Source organism: Corynebacterium sp. KPL1824, assembly GCF_000478095.1.
GTDB classification, from domain to species: domain Bacteria; phylum Actinomycetota; class Actinomycetes; order Mycobacteriales; family Mycobacteriaceae; genus Corynebacterium; species Corynebacterium accolens.
The window spans coordinates 807,992-827,903 of the sequence record NZ_KI515750.1 but is presented as its reverse complement, the minus strand read 5'-3'; the positions used below and the strand labels follow the sequence as shown (position 1 = coordinate 827,903).

Sequence of the window (19,912 nt, the reverse complement as noted above, 5' to 3'; positions counted from 1 at the left end):
ACCTAATAGAATCCTGATTTTAAGAAAGGCCGCGTCAGCTGTGAGTACGCAATTGGGAAAGACCGTAGCAGAGCCAGTATCGCAGGAAGAGCAACTGGATTACCACGCGCTCAACGCCATGCTGAATCTCTACGACGGAGACGGCAAGATTCAATTTGATAAGGACCGCGAGGCCGCCAATCAGTTCTTCTTGCAGCACGTTAATCAGAACACGGTCTACTTCCACGACTTGGAAGAAAAGATCGATTACCTGGTGCGCAATAAGTACTATGACCCAGCGGTCATTGAGGCTTATGACTTCGAGTTCATCAAGTCCCTATTCAAGCGCGCCTACTCTTATAAGTTCCGCTTTAAGTCCTTCCTTGGCGCCTATAAGTACTACACCAGCTATACGCTGAAGACCTTCGACGGCCGCCGGTACTTGGAGCGCTTTGAGGACCGGGTTTCCATGACCGCGCTTTTCCTTGGCGATGGCGATGCCGAACTAGCAGAGCATCTCGTCGATGAAATCATGACTGGCCGCTTCCAGCCCGCCACGCCGACCTTCCTAAATGCCGGCAAGCAGCAGCGCGGCGAATTGGTTTCCTGCTTCCTGCTCCGCATCGAAGACAATATGGAATCCATCGGCCGTTCCATCAACTCCGCGCTGCAGCTGTCCAAGCGCGGCGGCGGCGTGGCCCTGCTGCTGTCCAATATCCGCGAATCCGGCGCGCCGATCAAGCACATCGAGAACCAGTCTTCCGGCGTCATCCCAGTGATGAAGATGCTGGAGGATGCATTCTCCTACGCCAACCAGCTCGGTGCGCGCCAGGGCGCGGGCGCGGTCTACCTCAACGCCCACCACCCGGACATCATGAACTTCCTCGACACCAAGCGCGAGAACGCGGATGAAAAGATCCGCATTAAGACCCTGTCCTTGGGCGTGGTGATCCCGGATATCACCTTCGAGCTAGCCAAGAACAACGACGATATGTACCTGTTCTCGCCGTACGACGTCGAGCGCGTCTATGGCAAGGCCTTCGGCGATATCTCCGTTACCGAGCACTACGAAGAAATGGTCGAGGACCCGCGCATCCGGAAGAAGAAGATCAACGCGCGCCACTTCTTCCAAACCGTGGCGGAGCTGCAATTCGAGTCCGGCTACCCGTACATCATGTATGAAGATACGGTAAACCGCGCCAACCCGGTCAAAACCTCCCGGATTAATATGTCCAACCTGTGCTCGGAGATCCTGCAGGTCAATTCCCCCTCCGAGCTCAACCCGGATCTTTCTTATGACCAGGTGGGCAACGATATTTCCTGCAACCTAGGTTCGCTGAATATCGCCATGACTATGGATTCGCCGGACTTCTCCCAAACGGTGGAGACCGCGATTCGCGGGTTGACCTCCGTGGCGGATAAGACCTCCATCGATTCCGTTCCATCCGTGCGCAAGGGCAACGATGACTCGCACGCCATCGGCCTGGGTCAGATGAACCTGCACGGTTATTTGGGTCGCGAGCACATCGAGTACGGATCCGAGGAGGGCTTGGACTTCACCAACGCCTACTTCGCGGCCATCATGTACGCCGCCCTGCGCGCCTCCAATAAGATCGCCCGCGAGCGCGGCACGACCTTCACCGAGTTCCCCGAATCCGACTACGCCAGCGGCGAGTTCTTTGACTCCTACGATCCGGCGGAGTTCCAGCCGCGCACGGAGAAGGTCAAGGCTCTTTTCGATGCCTCCTCGATCTACACCCCCACCGCAGAGGACTGGGCGGAGCTGAAGGAGGACGTCGCCAAGTACGGCCTCTACAACCGCAACCTGCAGGCGGTGCCGCCGACGGGCTCGATTTCCTATATCAACAATTCCACCTCGTCCATCCACCCGATCGCCTCCAAGATTGAAATCCGCAAGGAGGGCAAGATCGGCCGCGTGTACTACCCGGCAGCGCATATGGATAACGACAACTTGGAGTACTTCAAGGACTCCTACGAGATTGGCTACGAGAAGATCGTTGATACCTACGCTGAGGCCACGAAGTACGTGGACCAGGGGCTATCGCTGACGCTGTTCTTCAAGGACACCGCCACCACCCGCGATGTGAATAAGGCGCAGATTTACGCTTGGCGCAAGGGTATTAAGACCTTGTACTACATCCGCGTGCGCCAGATGGCACTGGAAGGCACCGAGATCGAGGGCTGCGTTTCCTGCATGCTCTAAGCGCGGGCGCGGTCCAGGATAGCGCGGGAGGTACGCTCGGCGGCTTCGGCTTCGCCCGCGTCAATCTCCCGCGCTAAATCCATATGTAGCTGCGTCGTGCCGCGAATCGGATCCCGCTTGCGGGAACCAAAGACGGACTTGCCCTTCAAGATGGCCAACAACGCAGGCGCCAGCGCGGCGATCATCTCATTGCCGGAGGCCTCCAGGATGAGGGTATGGAATTGCAGGTCGGTTTCGAGTTCTTCGCCCACCCGTGGGGAAGGGGTGGTCTCGAGCTCGCTGAGCCTTCCTGCTAGCCGCAGCAATTCGCGGCGCTGCTGTGGGCTGGCATTGCGCGCGGCAAGCTGCGCCGCCACCGGTTCGATGCCAAGGCGCAGCTCGTTGAGGCGCGCGACCTGTTCCACGCGCGTTCTATCGTGGCCCAGCCGCCACGAAATAACGGCGGGATCATAGACCGCCCAGCTACCGCGCGGCAGCACCTTGAGGCCCACCCGGCGCCCAGAGGAAACCATCCCTAGATGCTCGAGGGTGCGCATGGCCTCGCGCGCCACGGTGCGGGAGATGCCAAAACGCTTTTCGATGTCCCCAAGGCGAAACCGCGTGCCTTCCGCCATGTCCCCGCTGACTATATCCGTGCCCAGTTGGTCTACTACAGGGCCTAAAAGGGGAGTGGTTTCTGCCATGGTGAGGGCGTCCTTTCCTGGCTGTGCACTGCGCTTTTAATATAGGCGCGGTGCGGCGGGCTGAGGCGGGGCGGCATTGGGTATGCTGGGACTCGAAATTCTACACAGTGAAGCATTGGAGTGACATCGCGTGTCGCACGAATACGATGACTACGTTGCTAGTCATGACAGCCCGGTAAAAGCTATCAACTGGAATACCATCCCCGATGACAAAGACCTCGAGGTATGGGAGCGGTTGACCGGTAATTTCTGGCTCCCGGAAAAGGTCCCAGTCTCTAATGACCTCCCCAGCTGGAAGACGCTGACGGAAAAAGAAAAAGAAACCACCATGCGGGTCTTCACCGGCCTGACGCTGCTGGATACCATCCAGGGCACGGTGGGCGCGATCTCCCTGCTGCCGGATTCGCAGACCCTGCACGAGGAAGCGGTATATACCAATATTGCCTTCATGGAGTCGGTGCACGCCAAGTCCTATTCCAATATCTTTATGACCTTGGCCTCCACGCCGATGATCAATGACGCCTTCCGCTGGTCCGAGGAGAACGAGAACCTGCAGAAGAAGGCGAAGATCATCTTGTCCTACTACAACGGCGATGATCCGTTGAAGAAGAAGGTGGCCTCCACGCTGCTGGAGTCCTTCTTGTTCTACTCCGGCTTCTATCTGCCGATGTACTTCTCTTCCCGCGCGAAGCTGACCAATACCGCCGATATCATCCGGCTGATCATCCGCGATGAGGCCGTGCACGGCTACTACATTGGCTATAAATTCCAGCAGGAATACAAGAAGCTGGATGAAAAGCGCCAGGAAGAATTGAAGGACTACACCTTCGACCTGGCCTTCGAGCTCTATGACAACGAGATCGACTACACCGAGGATCTCTACGACGAGCTGGGCTGGACCGAAGACGTCAAGCGCTTCCTGCGCTACAACGCCAATAAGGCCCTGAATAACTTGGGCTTTGAGGGCCTCTTCCCGGCCGATGAGACCCGCGTCTCGCCGGCCATCTTGTCTTCTCTTTCGCCCAATGCCGATGAGAACCATGACTTCTTCTCCGGTTCGGGTTCGTCCTATGTCATCGGCAAGGCCGAGGACACCACGGATGACGACTGGGACTTCTAACCTTTCCCGCGCACCCTCGCTTTAACCTCAACCGAAAGGTTGATAACGAGCGGGGGTGCGTTTTTCGGTTTTTGACCTGCGTATCTGGCGCACGCTGTGACATGCGACACCACAACCTGGGTGAGAGAACGTAGGCCTTAAATGATGCCCGCCCCACGTGCAGGGGCTATGTGACGGTTGTGGTTATTGAGGGAATACCCCCAAGCTGGCAGACCTTTAAGGGAAGCTGGCAAGAACAGGGGAAAATGTCCTAATATAATCGAGGTAAACCTAGGTGTAGGTGGACCCAGTCCGCTGACACTTTGTTATTCAGGAGGATTCTATGACCGCTGTGGCGCCACGGGTCGACGATTACGTCGCTCCCACACGTCCAGAGCCAACCGGTAGGGAAAAGACCGGTTCAAAGGCTTGGGTATTTTTAACCACCACCGACCACAAGCAGCTGGGCATCATGTACTTGATCATGGCCTTCAGCTTCTTCTTCCTCGGTGGCTTTATGGCATTGCTGATCCGTGCGGAGCTTTTCACCCCGGGTCTGCAGTTCCTGTCCAATGAGCAGTTCAACCAGCTGTTCACCATGCACGGCACTGTGATGCTGCTGCTGTTTGCTACGCCAGTTGTCTGGGGCTTTGGTAACTACATCCTGCCTCTCCAGATCGGCGCGCCGGACGTGGCCTTCCCGCGTCTGAACGCCTTTGGTTTCTGGGTTACCCTGCTCGGCGGTGTCGTCATGCTGCTGGGCTTTATCACCCCTGGTGGTGCGGCTGACTTCGGCTGGACCATGTACATGCCGCTTGCCGATGGCGTACATACCCCCGGTATCGGCGCCGATATGTGGATCGTCGGTGTGGGTGCTACCGGTGTCGGTACCATTGCCTCCGCCATCAACATGATCACCACCATCCTGACCCTGCGCGCACCGGGCATGACCATGTTCCGCATGCCGGTCTTCTGCTGGGGTATCTTCACCGCTTCCGCCATCGTGCTGATGATCTTCCCGCTGCTGACCGCAGCCGCCTTGGGCGTGCTGTATGACCGCAAGCTGGGCGGCCACATCTACGATTCCGCTAACGGCGGTGCCATCCTGTGGCAGCACCTGTTCTGGTTCTTCGGCCACCCTGAGGTCTACGTCCTCGCGCTGCCGTTCTTCGGCGTTGTCTCCGAGATCGTCCCGGTCTTCTCCCGCAAGCCGGTCTTCGGTTACATCGGCTTGGTCTTCGCCATCCTGGCCATCGGCTCGCTGTCCATGGCCGTCTGGGCACACCACCTGTTCGTCACCGGCGCCATCCTGCTGCCGTTCTTCTCGTTCATGACGTTCCTGATTGCAGTGCCTACCGGTGTGAAGTTCTTCAACTGGGTCGGCACCATGTGGAAGGGCCACATCACCTGGGATACCCCGATGATTTGGGCCATGGGCTTCATGGCTACCTTCCTCTTCGGCGGTATGACCGGTGTCATGCTCGCCGCTCCGGCGCTGGACTTCCACTTGGCTGAGTCCTACTTCCTGATTGCGCACTTCCACTACACCCTGTTCGGTACGGTTGTGTTCTCCGCATTCGGTGGCCTGTACTTCTGGTTCCCGAAGATGACCGGCCGCATGCTGGACGAGCGCCTGGGCAAGATTCACTTCTGGTTGACCTTCATCGGCTTCCACGGCACCTTCCTGATTCAGCACTGGGTCGGCAACATGGGTATGCCGCGTCGCTACGCCGACTACCTCGAGTCTGATGGCTTCACGGTCTTCAACCAGATTTCCACCATCTTCTCCTTCGTCCTCGGCGCTTCCGTTATCCCGCTGGTCTGGAACGTCTTCAAGTCCTGGCGCTACGGTGAGGTCGTTACCGTGGATGACCCATGGGGCTACGGTAACTCCCTGGAGTGGGCAACCTCCTGCCCGCCTCCGGGCCACAACTTCACCTCCCTGCCACGTATCCGCTCTGAGCGTCCGGCATTCGAGCTGCACTACCCGCACATGGTTGAGCGCATGCGCGAGGAAGCTCACGTGGGCAAGCACTAAGCCCGCACTTTAACTCCTGACTACAGCCGCCTTCCCCAGCCTCTCAGAGGTAGGGAGGGCGGCTTTGGCGTTTGTGGGATAATGGCCGGTGTGAATATTCAAGCTGAAACCACGACCATTACTAGCTTCGGACCGGACGAGCCTGGGGCGGCCGCCGCTTTCTTTACCGCGTTGGCTGATTTCTCTGCCCCGCTTGCCGATGTCCACCTCGCCACCCCCTCCAATCACCTCGCCCTCACCGCGCAGTGCGGTAACGCTGCCCTAGAAGAACGAGTGCGCGAGGCCATGGCGCCCTTCGGACACGAGGTGTCCGTTGCGCCAAGCTATGCCGTCGCGATCATCGGCGCGGAGATTACCGCCGAGGACATTAGCGCGGTGCAGGAGACCGTGAAAGGGGAGACGTTTCGCATGCGCCGGATAGCATTGGATTCCCTTTCCGCGGTGGAACTTACCGTGACGCTCGAAGACGCAGACTCGGCGCGGCGGGCGCTGCGGGAGGTTGCCGAGGACCGCGGCATTGATATCTCCCTCGAGAGCCTGAGCAATCGGGGCAAGCGCTTGGTGTGCTTCGACTGCGATTCGACGCTGATTGAAGGCGAGGTTATCGAGATGCTCGCCGCCCACGCGGGCAAGGAAGCAGAGGTGGCCGCGGTGACCGAGCGCGCCATGCGTGGCGAATTGGACTTCGAGGAGTCCCTGCGCGAGCGCGTCGCGGTGCTGGAGGGCCTAGATGCCTCCATCATCGATGAGGTCGCCCGCGATATCGAGCTCACGCCCGGTGCTAGGGAAGCGATCGGAACCCTCCACCGTTTGGGCCACCGCACCGCCGTGGTCTCGGGCGGCTTTATTCAGGTACTCGAGGGCCTGGCCACAGACCTCCAGCTCGACTACGTGCGGGCCAATACCCTGGAAATCCGCGATGGCAAGTTGACCGGCAAGGTTATCGGGCAGGTGGTCGACCGCCAGGCCAAGGAGGACTTTCTGCGCGAATTCGCCGCCGATTCCGGAATCGGCATGGAGTCCACCGTCGCGGTGGGCGATGGCGCCAATGACATCGCCATGGTCACCGCTGCCGGGTTGGGTATTGCCTTTGACTCGAAGCCAGCGTTGCGCGAGGCCGCTAATGCCTGCATCACCCCGCGCCGCCTCGACGCCGTCCTACCGATGCTGGGGATTGCCGATGTCTAAGTTCGAGATAGCCCATCAGCGCCTCGTCGCCGCCTGCACCGCCCGTGATTCCCACGAAGACCCGGCGGATCCGTCTACCGTGCAAGCGATGCAGATAGCCCTCCACCTGCCCAAGCAGGATCCCCCTGCACGCAGCGAGGTGCTCGCCGCGGCCGCTCGCGCCGTGGTGGCCACCTGTCTGGATGACCGCGCCGGTGAGGACGGTGCCTTCGCCGCGGCGCTCGCGCAGTGGTACGGCCACCGCATCCGCAAGATCGCCCGCCGCGCGCGCAATAAGGCGTGGCGCGATGTGCAGCTGCTTCCTGGCGTCACCGTGGATGACCGCGCGCGTGCCTTTGCGCCCTCGGCGGTGGGGGAGGTGGACCCGCTAATCAGCAAGCTACAGATCGGTCATACGGATCTCGCGATGGACGAGCCAGGGCCTCCGCTTGCCGATGCCCCCATTATCTACGTCGACCGCAGCCTCGCTATGACCGCGGGCAAGGCCGCCGCCCAAGTGGGCCACGGCTCGATGATGCTCGCCGCCGCCATGAGCCAAGAGGAAGCCGCCGCCTGGGCAGCAGAGGGCTTCCCGCTTTCCGTACGCGAGGTGGACGCGGAGGTATTTCGCACCGCATGCGCGCAGGAGGACGCGGTGGTCATCATCGACGCTGGGTTTACCGAGATCGCCCCGGACTCGGCTACCGTGTGTGCGCTGCGGCGACCAATCGCTTAAGCGCCCCGCGCACCGTCTCCGGGTTCGTGGTTTGCCAGAACCGCGGCATGGACGCCTTGAGGAATGCGCCATAGCGCTTGTATTCCAGCCGGTTATCCAGCACGGCGACGACCCCGCGGTCCGTCACGTGGCGCAAAAGTCGCCCGGATCCCTGCGCCATAAGCAAGGCCGCGTGATTGGCGGAGACCTCCATGAACCCGGAGCGGCCGGCGGCATCGGCTGCCTGGGATCGGGCCTGCAGCAGCGGGTTATCGGGCCGCGGAAAGGGGATGCGGTCAATGAGGACCAGCGAACACGATGGCCCCGGCACATCCACGCCCTGCCAGAGGGTTAACGTGCCAAACAGGCAGGAGTTTTCCTTCGTGGAGAACTTGTCCACCAGCGTGCCGATGGCATCTTCGCCCTGCACATACAAATCAAACGGCAATCGCGGCGCCAAGGCCTCCGCGGCTTCTTCTGCCGCCCTACGCGAGGAGAATAACCCCAGCGTGCGCCCGCCGGCGGCCATGATGAGCTCGTATATTTCCTCCAAGGTTTCGGTGGACAGGCCATCGCGCCCCGGCGCCGGAAGGTGTTTGGCGGTATATAAGATGCCGGATTTCGCCGGGTCAAAGGGCGTTCCTGCATCGAGCGTGTCATACGTGCCGGACGGCAGGCCCCATTGTGCCGCCATGGCGTCGAATCGCCCGCCCAGGGCCAGCGTGGCCGAGGTGAGCACCACCGTTTGCTCCCCAAATAGGTTCTCGCGCAGCATATGCGCGATAGACAGCGGCGCGACGGCGAGCGTATCGGTGCCCTCCAGCCACACGACATCGTCCTGCGCGGCAGGGTCATCGGTGGCGAAGACTTCCAGAATTCGCCCGATCGCTTCGGCCAAGTCCGTGAGGTGATTGCTGAGGTTTTGGCGCTCGGCGTTCTTTTCGGGGTCATCGTTGGCCTCGCCTTCTGGGGCGCGGGAGATGAGGGATTTGACGCGCAAAAACTCATCAGCAAGCGCGCGCAAGTGCGCTTGCGAGGTCTCATCCAAGTCCGTCCACCGGCCGGGCTCCTGGACGCGCAACAGATCATCGAACTCATCGGCCAAATCCGCCAGGTTTCCGGCATTGCCCAGCGACTTTGCCCGGTTTGCCGCCATTTTGATGGCGCGGGAGGTAATCTCCGCGGTGGACACGGAGGTAATGCGTCCATCGAGCTCGTGGGCCTCGTCGATGATCGCCACATCGTGTTCGGGCAGGATATTGGCCTCAGAGATGGCATCGATCGCGAGCATGGCGTGGTTGGTGACGATGATATCGACATCGGCAGCCGCCCTGCGGGCCTCTTCGGCGAAGCAATCCGCACCGTGCGGGCAGCGCCCAGCCCCCAAGCACTCATTCGAGGTCACCGATACCGCCCGCCACACCAAATCCGGCACGCCGAAGTCTAAATCGTCCCTGTCGCCGGTTTCGGTCTCCTGCGCCCAGTCGTGGATGCGGCGCACGGCCTTGCCGCGGTAGGAGATATCGGACTCATCGATAAGAGCCTCCGGGTCATCCGGTGTGGCCGCGATCTTATTCAGGCATACGTAATTATTGCGGCCCTTCATGATGGCGAAGGTGGGGGTGCGCTCCATGACATCGGCTAGCGCCTCCGTCAGCCGCGGGAGGTCGCGCTCTACCAACTGTCGCTGCAGCGCCAGCGTGGCCGTGGAGACGACGACGGTGGAACCCGAGTTCATCGCATGCCGGATGGCCGGAACCAGGTAGGCCAAGGATTTACCCGTACCCGTGCCCGCCTGAACGGCGAGGTGTCGCTCGGATTCCAAGGCCTTGGATACCGCGTTGGCCATGCGAACCTGGCCTTCGCGGCGGGAGCCGCCGAGCGCATCCACCGCCGCGCCTAGCAGCGTTTCCGTGTCGTGGTTTAGGGGCTCATCTGCGGGGTCACTCACCCCACACAGTCTAGCGACCTAGTCCTTAAAGCCCACCATTCGCGTGGGCACGGCGGCATCGTCGCGCGAAAGCGCCAGGCCCTCCCACGGCAGGGTCTTGCGGGCCTCGTTCAAGTAGGTGCGGGAGGCCTCAAGATCGGGCAGGTCCTCTACGATGTGCCCATCGCGCATCAAGGGAATGGTCAACTCGCGGGTGGTGAGCTGGCCCGTATCCGGCGCGTCTGCGGCAAAGGGGTAGACGACCTCTTCTACCGCCACGCCGGAGGACCGGTAGGTGCGCAGCGCGCGCTTGGCCCCGCCCACCGATTGCTTGGACGACGAGCGCTTGGCCACCGGGACCCCGTCGACCTCGACGACCTTGTAGACCATGCCCGCAGTCGGGGCACCAGAGCCGGTGACCACGGAGGTGCCCACGCCGTAGACATCGACGGGATCGCCGCGCAGACCCGCAATGGCAAACTCGTCCAAATCGGAGGAAACAACGATATTGGTATTGTGATTGCCCAGCTCATCGAGCTGCTTGCGCACGCGCCGGGTCACCGCACCCAAGTCACCGGAATCGATGCGCACCCCGCCAAGCTCCGGGCCACCGACCTTGACGGCGGTGTCGACGCCCTTGGTGATGTCATAGGTATCCACCAGCAGGGTGGTATCGATGCCCAGGGTATCGATTTGCGCGCGGAAGGCCGCCTCCTCATTGCTCGTGCCATCCGGGTTCGTGTGCGCCAAGGTCCAGGCGTGGGCGGCGGTGCCAGATACCGGGATGCCGTAGCGGAAGCCGGCCTCCAGATTGGAGGTGGCGGTAAACCCGGCGAGGTAGGCAGCGCGGGCGGCGGTTACGGCCGCGTACTCGTGGGTGCGGCGGCTGCCCATCTCCAAAATGGGGCGGCCATCGGCGGCGGTGACCATGCGGGATGCGGCAGAGGCGACGGCGGAATCGGCATTCAAGATAGACAGCACGATGGTTTCGAGCACCACGCACTCACCAAAGGTGCCGCGCACCGTCAAGATAGGAGAGTTGGGAAAATACAGCTCGCCCTCGCGGTAGCCATCGATCTGCCCGGAAAAGCGCCAGTCGCGCAGGTATTGTCGGGTATCTTCATCCAGGAAATCCATCTGTTCCAGCTGCTCGGGGGAGAAGCGGAAGTCCTCTACCGCGCGCAAAACGCGGTCGGTGCCGGCGACGACGCCGTAGCGACGCTCATTGGGCAGGCGGCGGGAAAAGACCTCGCAGGTCACGTTGCGGTGGGCGGTGCCATCGCGAAGCGCAGCCTGCAGCATGGTGAGCTCGTATTTATCCGTGAGCAAAGCGGTGGAGCGATCGATAGAGCGTGCTATGTCATTCATGAGCCTGATACTACTCACAGGTTAAGAAGCTTTCAGCATACCCGGCGGCCACCCTAGTGAGCTGCGGGGAGACCCAATTCCCAAAATGCCAGCGAAAAATGATTAGGCTATAAGGCATGAAGCCGCAACACCCCGAAGTCCGTATGAGCTCTCCCATGGCCACGCCCGACTTGGATGAAGGAATCGAAGTTGATGTGGCCGCGAGCGAGAACCTGCCGTGGATGTGCATCGTCTGGGACGATCCCGTCAATTTGATGAGCTACGTGTCCTACGTATTCCAAACCGTTTTGGGCTACGACAAAAAGCGGGCCAACGAGCTGATGATGCAGGTCCACACGGAAGGCAAGGCCGCCGTGTCCAGCGGCGAAAAGGACAAGGTTGAGGCGGACGTTAAAAAGCTCCAGATCGCGGGTCTGTGGGCGACGATGCAACAGGCAGGGTAGATAGATGCAACCGTGGAAAAAGAAGAAATCGCTGATGCGCGGGTCCAAAATCACGGCGGTATTCGAGCCCATGGAGCGCGAGGTCATCGGCAACCTCACCGCCACCGTCTCTGAGGCGATTATCGGCCGCGCCCAATCCGCGCCGAAAGACGAGCTCGCGGAAATGCTGGACATGCCCACCGGCCACACCGAGGCCCCCGAAGATCCCTCCTTGGCGCGGCTGTTTCCGGACTTCCAAAAGCCCGGCGATGAGGAATACGACGGCGATGCCTCGCTTTTGCGCTCGCTGCACGAAAACGACATCGCGCGGGCGAAGCTGCAGAACCTGCAGGTCATCGGCAATGCGCTCGGCCCCACCGGCGGGGTAGAGGTCTCCATTTCGGAGCAGGAAGCCCAAGCCTTCGTGGCCGGCCTCAATGACCTACGCTTATACGTCGCGGCCGGGGACGCGACCGACGAAAACCTCATGACGGACCGCGATACCTTGGTGGAATGGCTGGCCTATTGCCAGGATTCCCTGCTGGAAGTGTTGATGGATTAATGATTGACGGCATTAGCATTGGCCATTTTTCCGGCGAGGACACTGGCGCCACCGTGCTCTACTGCGGCCCGAAGGGCGCGCTAGCCAGCGTGGATGTGCGCGGCGGCGGGCCCGGTACGCGCGAGACCGATCTCTTGCAACCGCACAATACCGTTGAGCGCGTCCACGCCATCGTGCTCGCGGGCGGGTCCGCCTTCGGCTTGGCGGCCGCTGACGGCGTCATGCGCGAATTGGAAGCCCACGGGGTGGGTTTCCCCGTCTTTGGCGAGGACAAGCCCGGCCCACGTGTGCCCATCGTGCCGGCGGCGGTGATTTTCGATCTGCTGGTCGGCCCCTCCCGCCCGGGACCGGAGGATGGGGCGGCGGCGCTGCGGGCGGCCATGGCCGGCCACGACGAGACGGTGGGCACTGTCGGCGCGGGCGTCGGCGCCACGGCGGGCAAGCTGCGCGGCGGCTTCGGCCTGGCCACCCGCAAGGTGGGAAACTACGAGGTCAGCGCCGCGATGGTGGCCAATCCCGTGGGCGAGGTCATCGACCCGCGCTCCGGCCACCTCTACGGCGCGCCGGGCCGCACGCCGGTCAACGCGGACGCCTACCGCGAGCTGCCGCACCCCGCGGCGAAGCTGAATACGACGATTGGGGCCGTGCTTACCGATGCCCCCGTCACCACCGCCCAAGCCCAACGCCTCGCCATGACGGCCCACGACGGGATTGCGCGCGCCGTTCGCCCCGCGCATTCGCCGCTGGACGGAGATACCATTTTCGCCCTGTCCACAGCGCAGGAACCCGCCGAGGTGGATATGGTCCAGCTGTGCGCCGCGGCGGCCGACGTAGTGGAGGAGGCCATCGTCACCGCGGTCACCGCCGCACGCCCTGGCCTGGGGCTTCGCGCGTATCGCGACTTGCTCGGCTAAGATATTGCCCATTATGACTATGGGTGGAACTTCGCGAAATCAGCCGGCGCCGACTAACACGACCAACCGCGGCCGCGGCCGCATCAGCACCGGCCTATCCCTGGCATTGGGCTTCCTCGCGGTGGAGTGGTCGGTCCACTTGATTAACGCCGTCGTCTTCGGCGGCGGGCTGTCTAACTACGGCATCCGCCCGCTCGACGTGGATGGCCTGTGGGGCATCATCACGGCGCCGCTCTTGCACGGCAGCCTGGAGCACTTGATGTCCAACTCGTTGCCGGGTGCCCTGTTTTGCTTCCTCATCGGCTTGTCCGGGCGCCGGGTGTGGTGGGAGGTCACCTTGATCACCACCGTGGTAGCGGGCCTTGGAACGTGGTTCTTGGGCGGGGCCGGTACCTCGCATATCGGCGCGTCCGGGCTGGTCTATGGTTGGCTGGCCTACCTCGTGGTGCGCGGCATCTTCAATCGCTCCCTGCTGCAGATCATTTTGGGCATCATCCTGGGCTTTTCCTATTCCGGGCTGATTTGGGGCGTGCTGCCCGTTGCCGAGGGCATTAGCTGGCAAGGCCACCTCTTCGGCGCCCTGGGCGGTGTAGCGGCCGGCATGTTCATCACTTCCGATAACCCCGCAAAGGCAGGGAGGAAATAATGCCCAACGCGTCGTCTCCCATCGGCATCTTTGACTCGGGCGTCGGCGGGCTGACCGTGGCCCGCGCGGTAATGGAGCAGCTGCCGCAAGAATCCGTTATCTATAAGGGTGATACCGCCCACGGCCCCTACGGCCCGCGGCCCATCTCGCAGGTGCGGGCCTTTTCCCAGGATATCGCCGATGAGCTGGTAGAACGCGGCTGCAAGATGCTGGTCATCGCCTGCAATACCGCCACCGCGGCCTTCCTGCACGATGCCCGCGAGCGCTATGATATCCCCATCCTGGAGGTCATCCGCCCGGCCGTGCGCCGCGCCATGTCCACCACGCGCAATGGCAAGATCGGCGTCATCGGCACTGAGGGCACCATCAAATCCGGCGCGTACCAGGACCTGTTCGCGGTCAACCCCAATGTCGAGGTGGTAGCCGCGGCCTGCCCGGACTTCGTTCCCTTTGTCGAGCGCGGGATTACCGCGGGCCGCCAGATCCTCGGCGTCGCCGAGGGCTACCTTGCGCCCCTGCAGGCCCAGGGCGTGGACACCTTGGTCCTGGGATGCACGCACTACCCGCTGCTTACCGGCATCATCCAGCTCGCCATGGGCGAAAACGTGTCCCTGGTGACCTCCTCAGAGGAAACCACCAAGGACGTCATGCGCCTGCTCACGGAAACGGACATGCTCGCCCCCGAGGGCAACCAGCCGGTCCATTCCTTCGAATCCACCGGTGATCCAGAGGTCTTCGCCCAGCTGGCCACGCGCTTTTTGGGCCCGCAGATCGGCTAAGGAAGCTGAAATTCCTTCCCCCCCCTTTTGCGCGCGGTACCAGCATTTGGGCCGGATTCATGGAACTATTGGTTCCATGAAGCTGACCATCCTAGGCTGCTCCGGTAGCGTACCCACCGCAGACAATCCTGCCTCCGGCTATGTCGTGTCCTTCGACAATGCACCGTCCATCATCCTGGATATGGGCTCGGGCACGCTGGGCCAGCTAGCTCAACTGCAGGATCCGTGCGATGCTCACGTGGCCTTTAGCCACCTGCACGCGGATCACTGCGCGGATTTTCCCTCCCTCATGGTGTGGCGCCGCTTCCATCCCACCGCCCCGGCGGCCTCGCGTAACTTCTGCTTCGGCCCCTCCGCCACGCCGACGCACCTAGGCCGCCTGTCCTCTGACGAGGTAAATGGGATCGACGATATGTCCGATACCTTGGCGTTTAGCCCGTGGGTGGCGGGGGAGCGCCAGCTTGTCGATGACGTCTTTATCACCCCCTTCCCCGTCAATCACCCGGTTGAGGCCTATGCGCTGCGCATCGAGCACGCCAAGACCGGCAAGACCATTACCTATTCCGGCGATACGTCTTATACGCCCGCGCTTGTCGATGCCGCCCGGGGCGCCGATCTCTTCCTCTGCGAGGCCACCTGGGGTGCTTCCTCCGAGGGCATGGCACCCGGCATGCACATGTCGGGCGCGGAAGCGGGGCGCGCGGCGCGGGAAGCGGGCGTTGGCACGCTGGTACTAATCCACATCCAGCCCTGGGGCGATGCTGAGGCCACCGTGGCGGCGGCACGAGAGGAATTCGACGGCGAAATCGTGCTGGGTACTGCGGGCATGCAGTTCTAAGTTACGCTGGAGGGCATGACTGAATTTACTCGTGCCGATGGGCGCGCGCTCGACCAAATGCGCAGCGTCCGCATTACCCGCAATTTCACCACCAACCCGGCTGGATCCGTCTTGGTGGAATTTGGCAATACCCGCGTGATGTGCACCGCCTCCGTCGAACTCGGGGTGCCGCGTTTCAAGCGCGATTCCGGCGAGGGCTGGCTGACCGCCGAGTACGCCATGCTGCCATCCGCCACCCACGACCGTATGCCGCGCGAGTCCATGCGCGGCAAGGTCAAGGGCCGCACCCATGAGATTTCCCGCCTGGTCGGTCGCTCCCTGCGTGCCGCCGTGGACTTGGAGGAGCTGGGAGAAAACACCATCCAGCTCGATTGCGACGTGCTGCAGGCCGATGGCGGCACCCGCACCGCCTCTATCACGGGCGCCTACGTCGCGCTTGCCGATGCCATCGCCCACCTCAAATCCGAAGGCGTTGTCCCCGGCGAGCCGCTCCTCGATCCCATCGCCGCGGTCTCCGTGGGCATCATCGACGGCGAAATCTGCTTGGATTTGCCCTATGAGGAAGATTCCCGCGCCGAGGTAGACCTTAACGTGGTGATGCAGGAATCCGGCGACTTCGTAGAAATCCAGGGCACCGGTGAGCACGGCCTCTTCGGCCGCGAGCAGCTCAACGGGATGCTGGATGTGGCCCAGAAGGGCTGCAGCGAGCTCATCGCGGCGCAGAAAGCGGCGCTGGGATGGTAATCCTCGTCGCCTCCGGCAATCCGAAGAAGCTGGCCGAGCTCGATCGTATCTTGTCCGAGGCGGGCATCGAGGGCGTGGAACTGCGCCTGCTTTCTGAGGTCGAAGCCTACCCAGAGCCCATCGAAGACGGCCGCACCTTTGCCGATAACGCGCTCATCAAGGCCCGCGCCGGCGCCGCCGCCACGGGCCTGGTGACCATCGCGGATGATTCCGGGCTGGCCATCGAGGAGCTCAACGGCATGCCCGGCGTGCTTTCCGCTCGGTGGTCCGGCCAGCACGGCAATGACCATGCCAATAATGACCTGGTCTTGGCGCAGATGGCGGATGTACCGGATGACCGGCGCGCCGCCGCCTTTGTCTCCGTGTGCGCCCTCGTGACCCCCGAAGGCACAGAGCGCGTGGCCGAGGGCCGCTGGGAAGGCAAGCTGCTGCGCGAGCCGCGCGGCGCCAATGGTTTTGGATACGACCCGCTCTTCCAGCCAGAGGGCGAGTCGCGTTCTGCGGCGGAAATGTCGCCCGCAGAAAAGAACGCGGTCTCGCACCGCGGCCGCGCCCTTTCCCAGCTGGTCCCGCTTATCGCAGAGCTGGCCAGCTAATTAAGCGTTGAGCTGGAATTGCTCCTCGATTTCCTTGCGGCGCTTGTGCTCCATCCAGAAGGACAGGAAGGGCACCACGCCGGCGAGCGCGGTGGTAATCAGCTTGCCGGCGGGCCACAGCGCACGCGGGCCCAGAATCAGGATGGACAGCAGATAGATCATGTACGCGATGCCGTGCACGATGGCGATGTAGGTCGCCCATTCCGGGATTTCTGCGCCCATGACGTACTGGAAGAACATGCGGATGACCAGGATGATCAGGAAGATACCGGTCACCGTGGCCGCGATGGAAAAGAACTTCAGCGGGCCACGGATGCGCGCCTTGCGGTCTGGGTGTACCTGGTTTGTCATGATTTATTTTCTCCTTTTATCTGTCGGGCCTTCGCCGCGCCCCTCTGCGGGGGAGCCGCGGCGGCGCCGAGGCTGATTCAACGCATTAAACTCTTCCACATTCAGCTGCGGGCGCTGCGGCAAGAAATCCTCATCGATGGCGGTCTTCTCCGCCGACCCGCGGCCCATCGAGCTACCGGCCTCCGAACCAGCTGCCGAATCTCCGCCTATCGAACCAGATTCTGAGCCGACATTTTCAGAGGCGTTTTTTGAGGCCTGCAGCGAATCCATCTCGCGGGCTTCGTTTTCCGCGGCAAGGCGCTCATTTTCATAGCGCAGGGTGGTGCGATAAGCATAGACCACGAATACCGCAAAAAGAGGCCACTGAAAGGCATAGCCCAAGTTTTGGAAAGTGCCCGAGCCGGAGCGGAAGCGCGTCCACTGCCAATAGGCGAGGAAGAGGAAAAGCACCACGAAAAATATGACGAGGGCGATGTGCCACCACCGCACCTTCACGCGCCGTTTCTTCTGATCCTCGTGCATACTCACCTCACCCAGCCTACCTATCCGCCGCCGCAATACGGAATGCCCCTGGTTTCTTGTTTATCAGCCCGCCGTGTACACTATTCAACGTTGCTCGCGCCCGTGGCGGAATTGGCAGACGCGCTAGATTTAGGTTCTAGTGTCTTATGACGTGTGAGTTCAAGTCTCACCGGGCGCACAAGAAAAGCACCGCAGTACTTGCTTGAAGAACTGCGGTGCTTTTGCGGATCCTAATCTACCTCGGTGAACTTGCGGTCCCAGGAGGAGCGGACGGGGTTGGCATCGGCAAGCAGGATATCGAAGCGGTCATTGGCGATCTCGACGATTTCGCTGAGAGCAATGCGATATTCCTGCGCATCGGAATTGGCCAGGCGCCGCACGCCGGCATCGATGACGCGCTCCACCGTGTCATTGGTATCGAGGTATGCGACAAAGGGCATGCCAAAGCGCTCGCGGTAGGCGGCGGACAGCTCGGTAATGCGCTCGGTTTGCACGTCATCGAGATCGCTGAGCCCCAGCGAGCCGCGGTCGGCGGAAATATTCGCCGCCTCATCGGCCGAGGTCAAAAGCAGCTCGTCCATCGCGGGGTAGTCGTGGATGAGCGCATCGCGGCGTTCAGCATCCGCGGTCAGCACGGCAACCTGGATGGCGGCGCGCAGCTCGTTGACATCGCTAAACGGCCGGGACTGCCAGGCCAGATCCAGCGGCCAGGTCTCATTATTAAAGAGCGGGCGCAGCGCGGCGGTGAACTCCTCCCGCGAGGCCTCGTTCAGCTCGTTCAGGCTCACGCCCTTGCCATCGGCGCGCGAGACCTGCGTGCTCGCGCTGCCGGTGTGGAAGAACAACAAGTTGAGCAGAATGGCGGTAATCGCGCCGATGGACATGCCAGAAGAAACGAAGGTCTGCGCCCACTCCGGGAAGGCAGTGGCAACCTCCGGCTTGAAGGTCACCAGCATGGCCAGGCCCAGCGCGGAGGTGACGATGACGGAGTTGCGGCCATCGCTGAGATCCGACTTTGCGATGGTCTGCAGGCCTACCCACGCCACGTTGGCAAAAAGCGCGAGCGATGCGCCGCCGAGCACCGGCGACGGAATCGCGGCAACCACCGCGCCGGCCTTCGGCAACAGGCCCAGCACGATCATGAACCCCGCGGCCGCCACGGCCACCCAGCGCGATTTCACATTGGTCAGGCGCACCAGGCCCACGTTTTGCGCAAAGCAGGTATAGGGGAAGGAATTCATGACGCCGCCCACCAGGGTGGAAACGCCATCGGCGCGGATGGCGCGCACCACATCATCGCGGCGGATGCGCTTTTTGACGATTTCGCCGGTGGCAAATACATCGCCGGTCGTTTCCACCATCGTGATGATCATGACGATAATCAGCGAGAAGATCGCCACGAGGTCGAATTTCGGCATGCCGAAATAAAACGGCGTCGTAATGCCGAGGGCGGGGGAGGAGGAGACTTCGCTAAAGGAGGCATCGCCAAGCGCGAGCGCCACGCCCGTGCCCAGGACCAAGCCGATGAGCACCGCCAACGTGCCCACGAAGCCGGAGGAAAAACGCTGCACCATAATGATGACCGCCAGCGTGCCAAAGCCATAGAGCAAATCGCGCGTGGCCGGCACGCCCTCGGCATAATTGACAAAGTCATTGGCCGATACCGCCAGCAGTGAGGTACCCATCACCAGCAGCACCGAACCGGTAACCACCGGCGGGAAGAAGCGCAGCACCTTGCCAAAGACCGGCGCGGCGAAGAAGGTAAAAAGGCCCGCGACGATGATGGCGCCGTAAATCGTGGGCAGCGATGCCACCCCGCCCTCGCCGTCGGTGGCGCCCAGGCCAATCGCGATGATGGGCGATACCGCCGTCGTGGTCACGCCCTGCACGATGGGCAGGCGCACGCCAATATGCTTGCCGATGCCCACCGACTGAATGATCGTCGCAATGCCGCAGGTTAAAAGGTCGGCATTGATGAGGTGGATGGTAGTTTCCGCGTCCAGGTTCAACGAGCTGGCGATGAGCAGCGGGACGATGACCGCCCCGGCATAAAACGCGAGGACGTGCTGCAGCCCAAGGGCGGCGAGTTTCGGCGCGGGGGGAACGATGTCTACGGGGTGCTTGGGCTGGGACGCCACGAAGTCCTCCTTGTTACGGAAGCGAAGCTGACCGCCTTAACAGTAGAGGTACACGCAGGTCGGCGCCAAAGTGTACGTGAGCAAAGCCACGATCGGGGCTAGATTGCCCCCGAACAAAAACGTACGGGAGGTTTATATAAATCGGGCTACCAGCAAAGTATGATGACCGGTTTATAACTGGTGCTCACGGCGATGTT

General features: G+C 61.9%; 19 protein-coding genes and 1 tRNA gene. 14 read left to right on the top strand and 6 right to left on the bottom strand.

Annotation, left to right across the window (positions count from 1 at the left end; all coding sequences use genetic code 11):
- The first annotated feature begins 40 nt into the window (after window positions 1-40).
- Complete coding sequence (gene nrdE, locus HMPREF1267_RS10150; RefSeq protein WP_023029184.1) at window positions 41-2,203, top strand: class 1b ribonucleoside-diphosphate reductase subunit alpha; 2,163 nt, start codon at window positions 41-43, stop codon at window positions 2,201-2,203.
- Here nrdE and HMPREF1267_RS10145 read toward each other — a convergent pair.
- On the bottom strand, window positions 2,200-2,886 hold the full coding sequence (locus HMPREF1267_RS10145; RefSeq protein WP_023016967.1) for a FadR/GntR family transcriptional regulator: 687 nt from the start codon (window positions 2,884-2,886) through the stop codon (window positions 2,200-2,202). The two genes, nrdE and HMPREF1267_RS10145, sit on opposite strands and share 4 nt — an antisense overlap.
- A gap of 130 nt (window positions 2,887-3,016) precedes the next feature.
- On the opposite strand from HMPREF1267_RS10145, the gene nrdF reads away from it, so the two are divergent.
- The 4 genes from nrdF (at window position 3,017) to HMPREF1267_RS10125 (ending at window position 7,926) form a co-directional block, all read left to right on the top strand.
- A complete protein-coding gene (gene nrdF / locus HMPREF1267_RS10140; RefSeq protein ID WP_023016968.1) occupies window positions 3,017-4,006 on the top strand; it encodes a class 1b ribonucleoside-diphosphate reductase subunit beta in 990 nt (329 codons plus the stop codon).
- 322 nt (window positions 4,007-4,328) lie between these two features.
- Entirely contained in the window at window positions 4,329-6,023 is a 1,695-nt protein-coding gene (ctaD, locus tag HMPREF1267_RS10135; RefSeq protein ID WP_005277744.1) for a cytochrome c oxidase subunit I, read from the top strand.
- Window positions 6,024-6,104: 81 nt separating this feature from the next.
- The gene (serB, locus tag HMPREF1267_RS10130) at window positions 6,105-7,211 is read left to right on the top strand and encodes a phosphoserine phosphatase SerB (RefSeq protein WP_023029183.1); all 1,107 of its coding nucleotides are present in this window, start codon (window positions 6,105-6,107) and stop codon (window positions 7,209-7,211) included.
- Window positions 7,204-7,926, top strand: coding sequence for a peptidyl-tRNA hydrolase (locus HMPREF1267_RS10125; protein WP_023029182.1), 723 nt, complete (start codon window positions 7,204-7,206; stop codon window positions 7,924-7,926). Before serB ends, HMPREF1267_RS10125 begins: the two co-directional genes overlap by 8 nt.
- On the opposite strand, the gene HMPREF1267_RS10120 is transcribed toward HMPREF1267_RS10125, so the two are convergent.
- Window positions 7,892-9,856, bottom strand: a complete 1,965-nt coding sequence (locus HMPREF1267_RS10120; RefSeq protein WP_023029181.1) for an ATP-dependent DNA helicase — start codon at window positions 9,854-9,856, stop codon at window positions 7,892-7,894. The two genes, HMPREF1267_RS10125 and HMPREF1267_RS10120, sit on opposite strands and share 35 nt — an antisense overlap.
- Window positions 9,857-9,874: 18 nt before the next feature.
- Window positions 9,875-11,203 carry a nicotinate phosphoribosyltransferase gene (locus tag HMPREF1267_RS10115; protein WP_005284538.1) on the bottom strand — a complete coding sequence of 443 codons (1,329 nt, stop codon included), beginning with the start codon at window positions 11,201-11,203 and terminating at the stop codon, window positions 9,875-9,877.
- A gap of 116 nt (window positions 11,204-11,319) precedes the next feature.
- Between HMPREF1267_RS10115 and clpS the strand changes: the two genes are divergently transcribed.
- The 8 genes from clpS to rdgB all read left to right on the top strand — a co-directional run bounded on the left by clpS (window position 11,320) and on the right by rdgB (window position 16,704).
- The gene (clpS, locus tag HMPREF1267_RS10110; protein WP_005277757.1) at window positions 11,320-11,646 is read left to right on the top strand and encodes an ATP-dependent Clp protease adapter ClpS; all 327 of its coding nucleotides are present in this window, start codon (window positions 11,320-11,322) and stop codon (window positions 11,644-11,646) included.
- 4 nt (window positions 11,647-11,650) lie between these two features.
- On the top strand, window positions 11,651-12,187 hold the full coding sequence (locus tag HMPREF1267_RS10105) for a DUF2017 domain-containing protein (protein WP_023029180.1): 537 nt from the start codon (window positions 11,651-11,653) through the stop codon (window positions 12,185-12,187).
- On the top strand, window positions 12,187-13,101 hold the full coding sequence (locus HMPREF1267_RS10100) for a P1 family peptidase (protein WP_023016974.1): 915 nt from the start codon (window positions 12,187-12,189) through the stop codon (window positions 13,099-13,101). Before HMPREF1267_RS10105 ends, HMPREF1267_RS10100 begins: the two co-directional genes overlap by 1 nt.
- Before the next feature lie 13 nt (window positions 13,102-13,114).
- Window positions 13,115-13,747 (top strand): rhomboid family intramembrane serine protease, encoded by a 633-nt coding sequence (locus HMPREF1267_RS10095; protein ID WP_034654209.1) that lies wholly within the window; start codon window positions 13,115-13,117, stop codon window positions 13,745-13,747.
- Window positions 13,747-14,526 carry a glutamate racemase gene (gene murI, locus HMPREF1267_RS10090; protein WP_023016976.1) on the top strand — a complete coding sequence of 260 codons (780 nt, stop codon included), beginning with the start codon at window positions 13,747-13,749 and terminating at the stop codon, window positions 14,524-14,526. The genes HMPREF1267_RS10095 and murI overlap by 1 nt, the downstream gene beginning before the upstream one ends.
- Window positions 14,527-14,602: 76 nt before the next feature.
- Window positions 14,603-15,364, top strand: a complete 762-nt coding sequence (locus HMPREF1267_RS10085) for an MBL fold metallo-hydrolase (RefSeq protein ID WP_023016977.1) — start codon at window positions 14,603-14,605, stop codon at window positions 15,362-15,364.
- 15 nt (window positions 15,365-15,379) lie between these two features.
- Complete coding sequence (gene rph, locus HMPREF1267_RS10080) at window positions 15,380-16,108, top strand: ribonuclease PH (RefSeq protein WP_005277773.1); 729 nt, start codon at window positions 15,380-15,382, stop codon at window positions 16,106-16,108.
- Complete coding sequence (rdgB, locus tag HMPREF1267_RS10075) at window positions 16,102-16,704, top strand: RdgB/HAM1 family non-canonical purine NTP pyrophosphatase (protein ID WP_023016978.1); 603 nt, start codon at window positions 16,102-16,104, stop codon at window positions 16,702-16,704. Before rph ends, rdgB begins: the two co-directional genes overlap by 7 nt.
- On the opposite strand, the gene HMPREF1267_RS10070 is transcribed toward rdgB, so the two are convergent.
- On the bottom strand, window positions 16,705-17,055 hold the full coding sequence (locus tag HMPREF1267_RS10070) for a DUF3817 domain-containing protein (protein WP_023016979.1): 351 nt from the start codon (window positions 17,053-17,055) through the stop codon (window positions 16,705-16,707).
- Between the two features lie 3 nt (window positions 17,056-17,058).
- Complete coding sequence (locus HMPREF1267_RS10065) at window positions 17,059-17,577, bottom strand: hypothetical protein (protein ID WP_023016980.1); 519 nt, start codon at window positions 17,575-17,577, stop codon at window positions 17,059-17,061.
- 96 nt (window positions 17,578-17,673) lie between these two features.
- Here HMPREF1267_RS10065 and HMPREF1267_RS10060 point away from each other — a divergent pair.
- Window positions 17,674-17,755 (top strand) — tRNA-Leu (locus tag HMPREF1267_RS10060).
- 52 nt (window positions 17,756-17,807) lie between these two features.
- On the opposite strand, the gene HMPREF1267_RS10055 is transcribed toward HMPREF1267_RS10060, so the two are convergent.
- A complete protein-coding gene (locus HMPREF1267_RS10055) occupies window positions 17,808-19,715 on the bottom strand; it encodes a solute carrier family 23 protein (RefSeq protein WP_023029179.1) in 1,908 nt (635 codons plus the stop codon).
- Window positions 19,716-19,912 lie beyond the last annotated feature (197 nt).

Bases quoted from the DNA above. Each gene is read 5' to 3' on its own strand.
- HMPREF1267_RS10145 (WP_023016967.1), bottom strand. From the start codon at position 2,886: ATGGCAGAAACCACTCCCCTTTTAGGCCCTGTAGTAGACCAACTGGGC.
- ctaD (WP_005277744.1), top strand. From the start codon at position 4,329: ATGACCGCTGTGGCGCCACGGGTCGACGATTACGTCGCTCCCACACGT.
- serB (WP_023029183.1), top strand. From the start codon at position 6,105: ATGGCCGGTGTGAATATTCAAGCTGAAACCACGACCATTACTAGCTTC.
- HMPREF1267_RS10125 (WP_023029182.1), top strand. From the start codon at position 7,204: ATGTCTAAGTTCGAGATAGCCCATCAGCGCCTCGTCGCCGCCTGCACC.
- HMPREF1267_RS10115 (WP_005284538.1), bottom strand. From the start codon at position 11,203: ATGAATGACATAGCACGCTCTATCGATCGCTCCACCGCTTTGCTCACG.
- clpS (WP_005277757.1), top strand. From the start codon at position 11,320: ATGAAGCCGCAACACCCCGAAGTCCGTATGAGCTCTCCCATGGCCACG.
- HMPREF1267_RS10105 (WP_023029180.1), top strand. From the start codon at position 11,651: ATGCAACCGTGGAAAAAGAAGAAATCGCTGATGCGCGGGTCCAAAATC.
- HMPREF1267_RS10100 (WP_023016974.1), top strand. From the start codon at position 12,187: ATGATTGACGGCATTAGCATTGGCCATTTTTCCGGCGAGGACACTGGC.
- HMPREF1267_RS10095 (WP_034654209.1), top strand. From the start codon at position 13,115: ATGACTATGGGTGGAACTTCGCGAAATCAGCCGGCGCCGACTAACACG.
- murI (WP_023016976.1), top strand. From the start codon at position 13,747: ATGCCCAACGCGTCGTCTCCCATCGGCATCTTTGACTCGGGCGTCGGC.
- HMPREF1267_RS10085 (WP_023016977.1), top strand. From the start codon at position 14,603: ATGAAGCTGACCATCCTAGGCTGCTCCGGTAGCGTACCCACCGCAGAC.
- rph (WP_005277773.1), top strand. From the start codon at position 15,380: ATGACTGAATTTACTCGTGCCGATGGGCGCGCGCTCGACCAAATGCGC.
- rdgB (WP_023016978.1), top strand. From the start codon at position 16,102: ATGGTAATCCTCGTCGCCTCCGGCAATCCGAAGAAGCTGGCCGAGCTC.
- HMPREF1267_RS10070 (WP_023016979.1), bottom strand. From the start codon at position 17,055: ATGACAAACCAGGTACACCCAGACCGCAAGGCGCGCATCCGTGGCCCG.
- HMPREF1267_RS10065 (WP_023016980.1), bottom strand. From the start codon at position 17,577: ATGCACGAGGATCAGAAGAAACGGCGCGTGAAGGTGCGGTGGTGGCAC.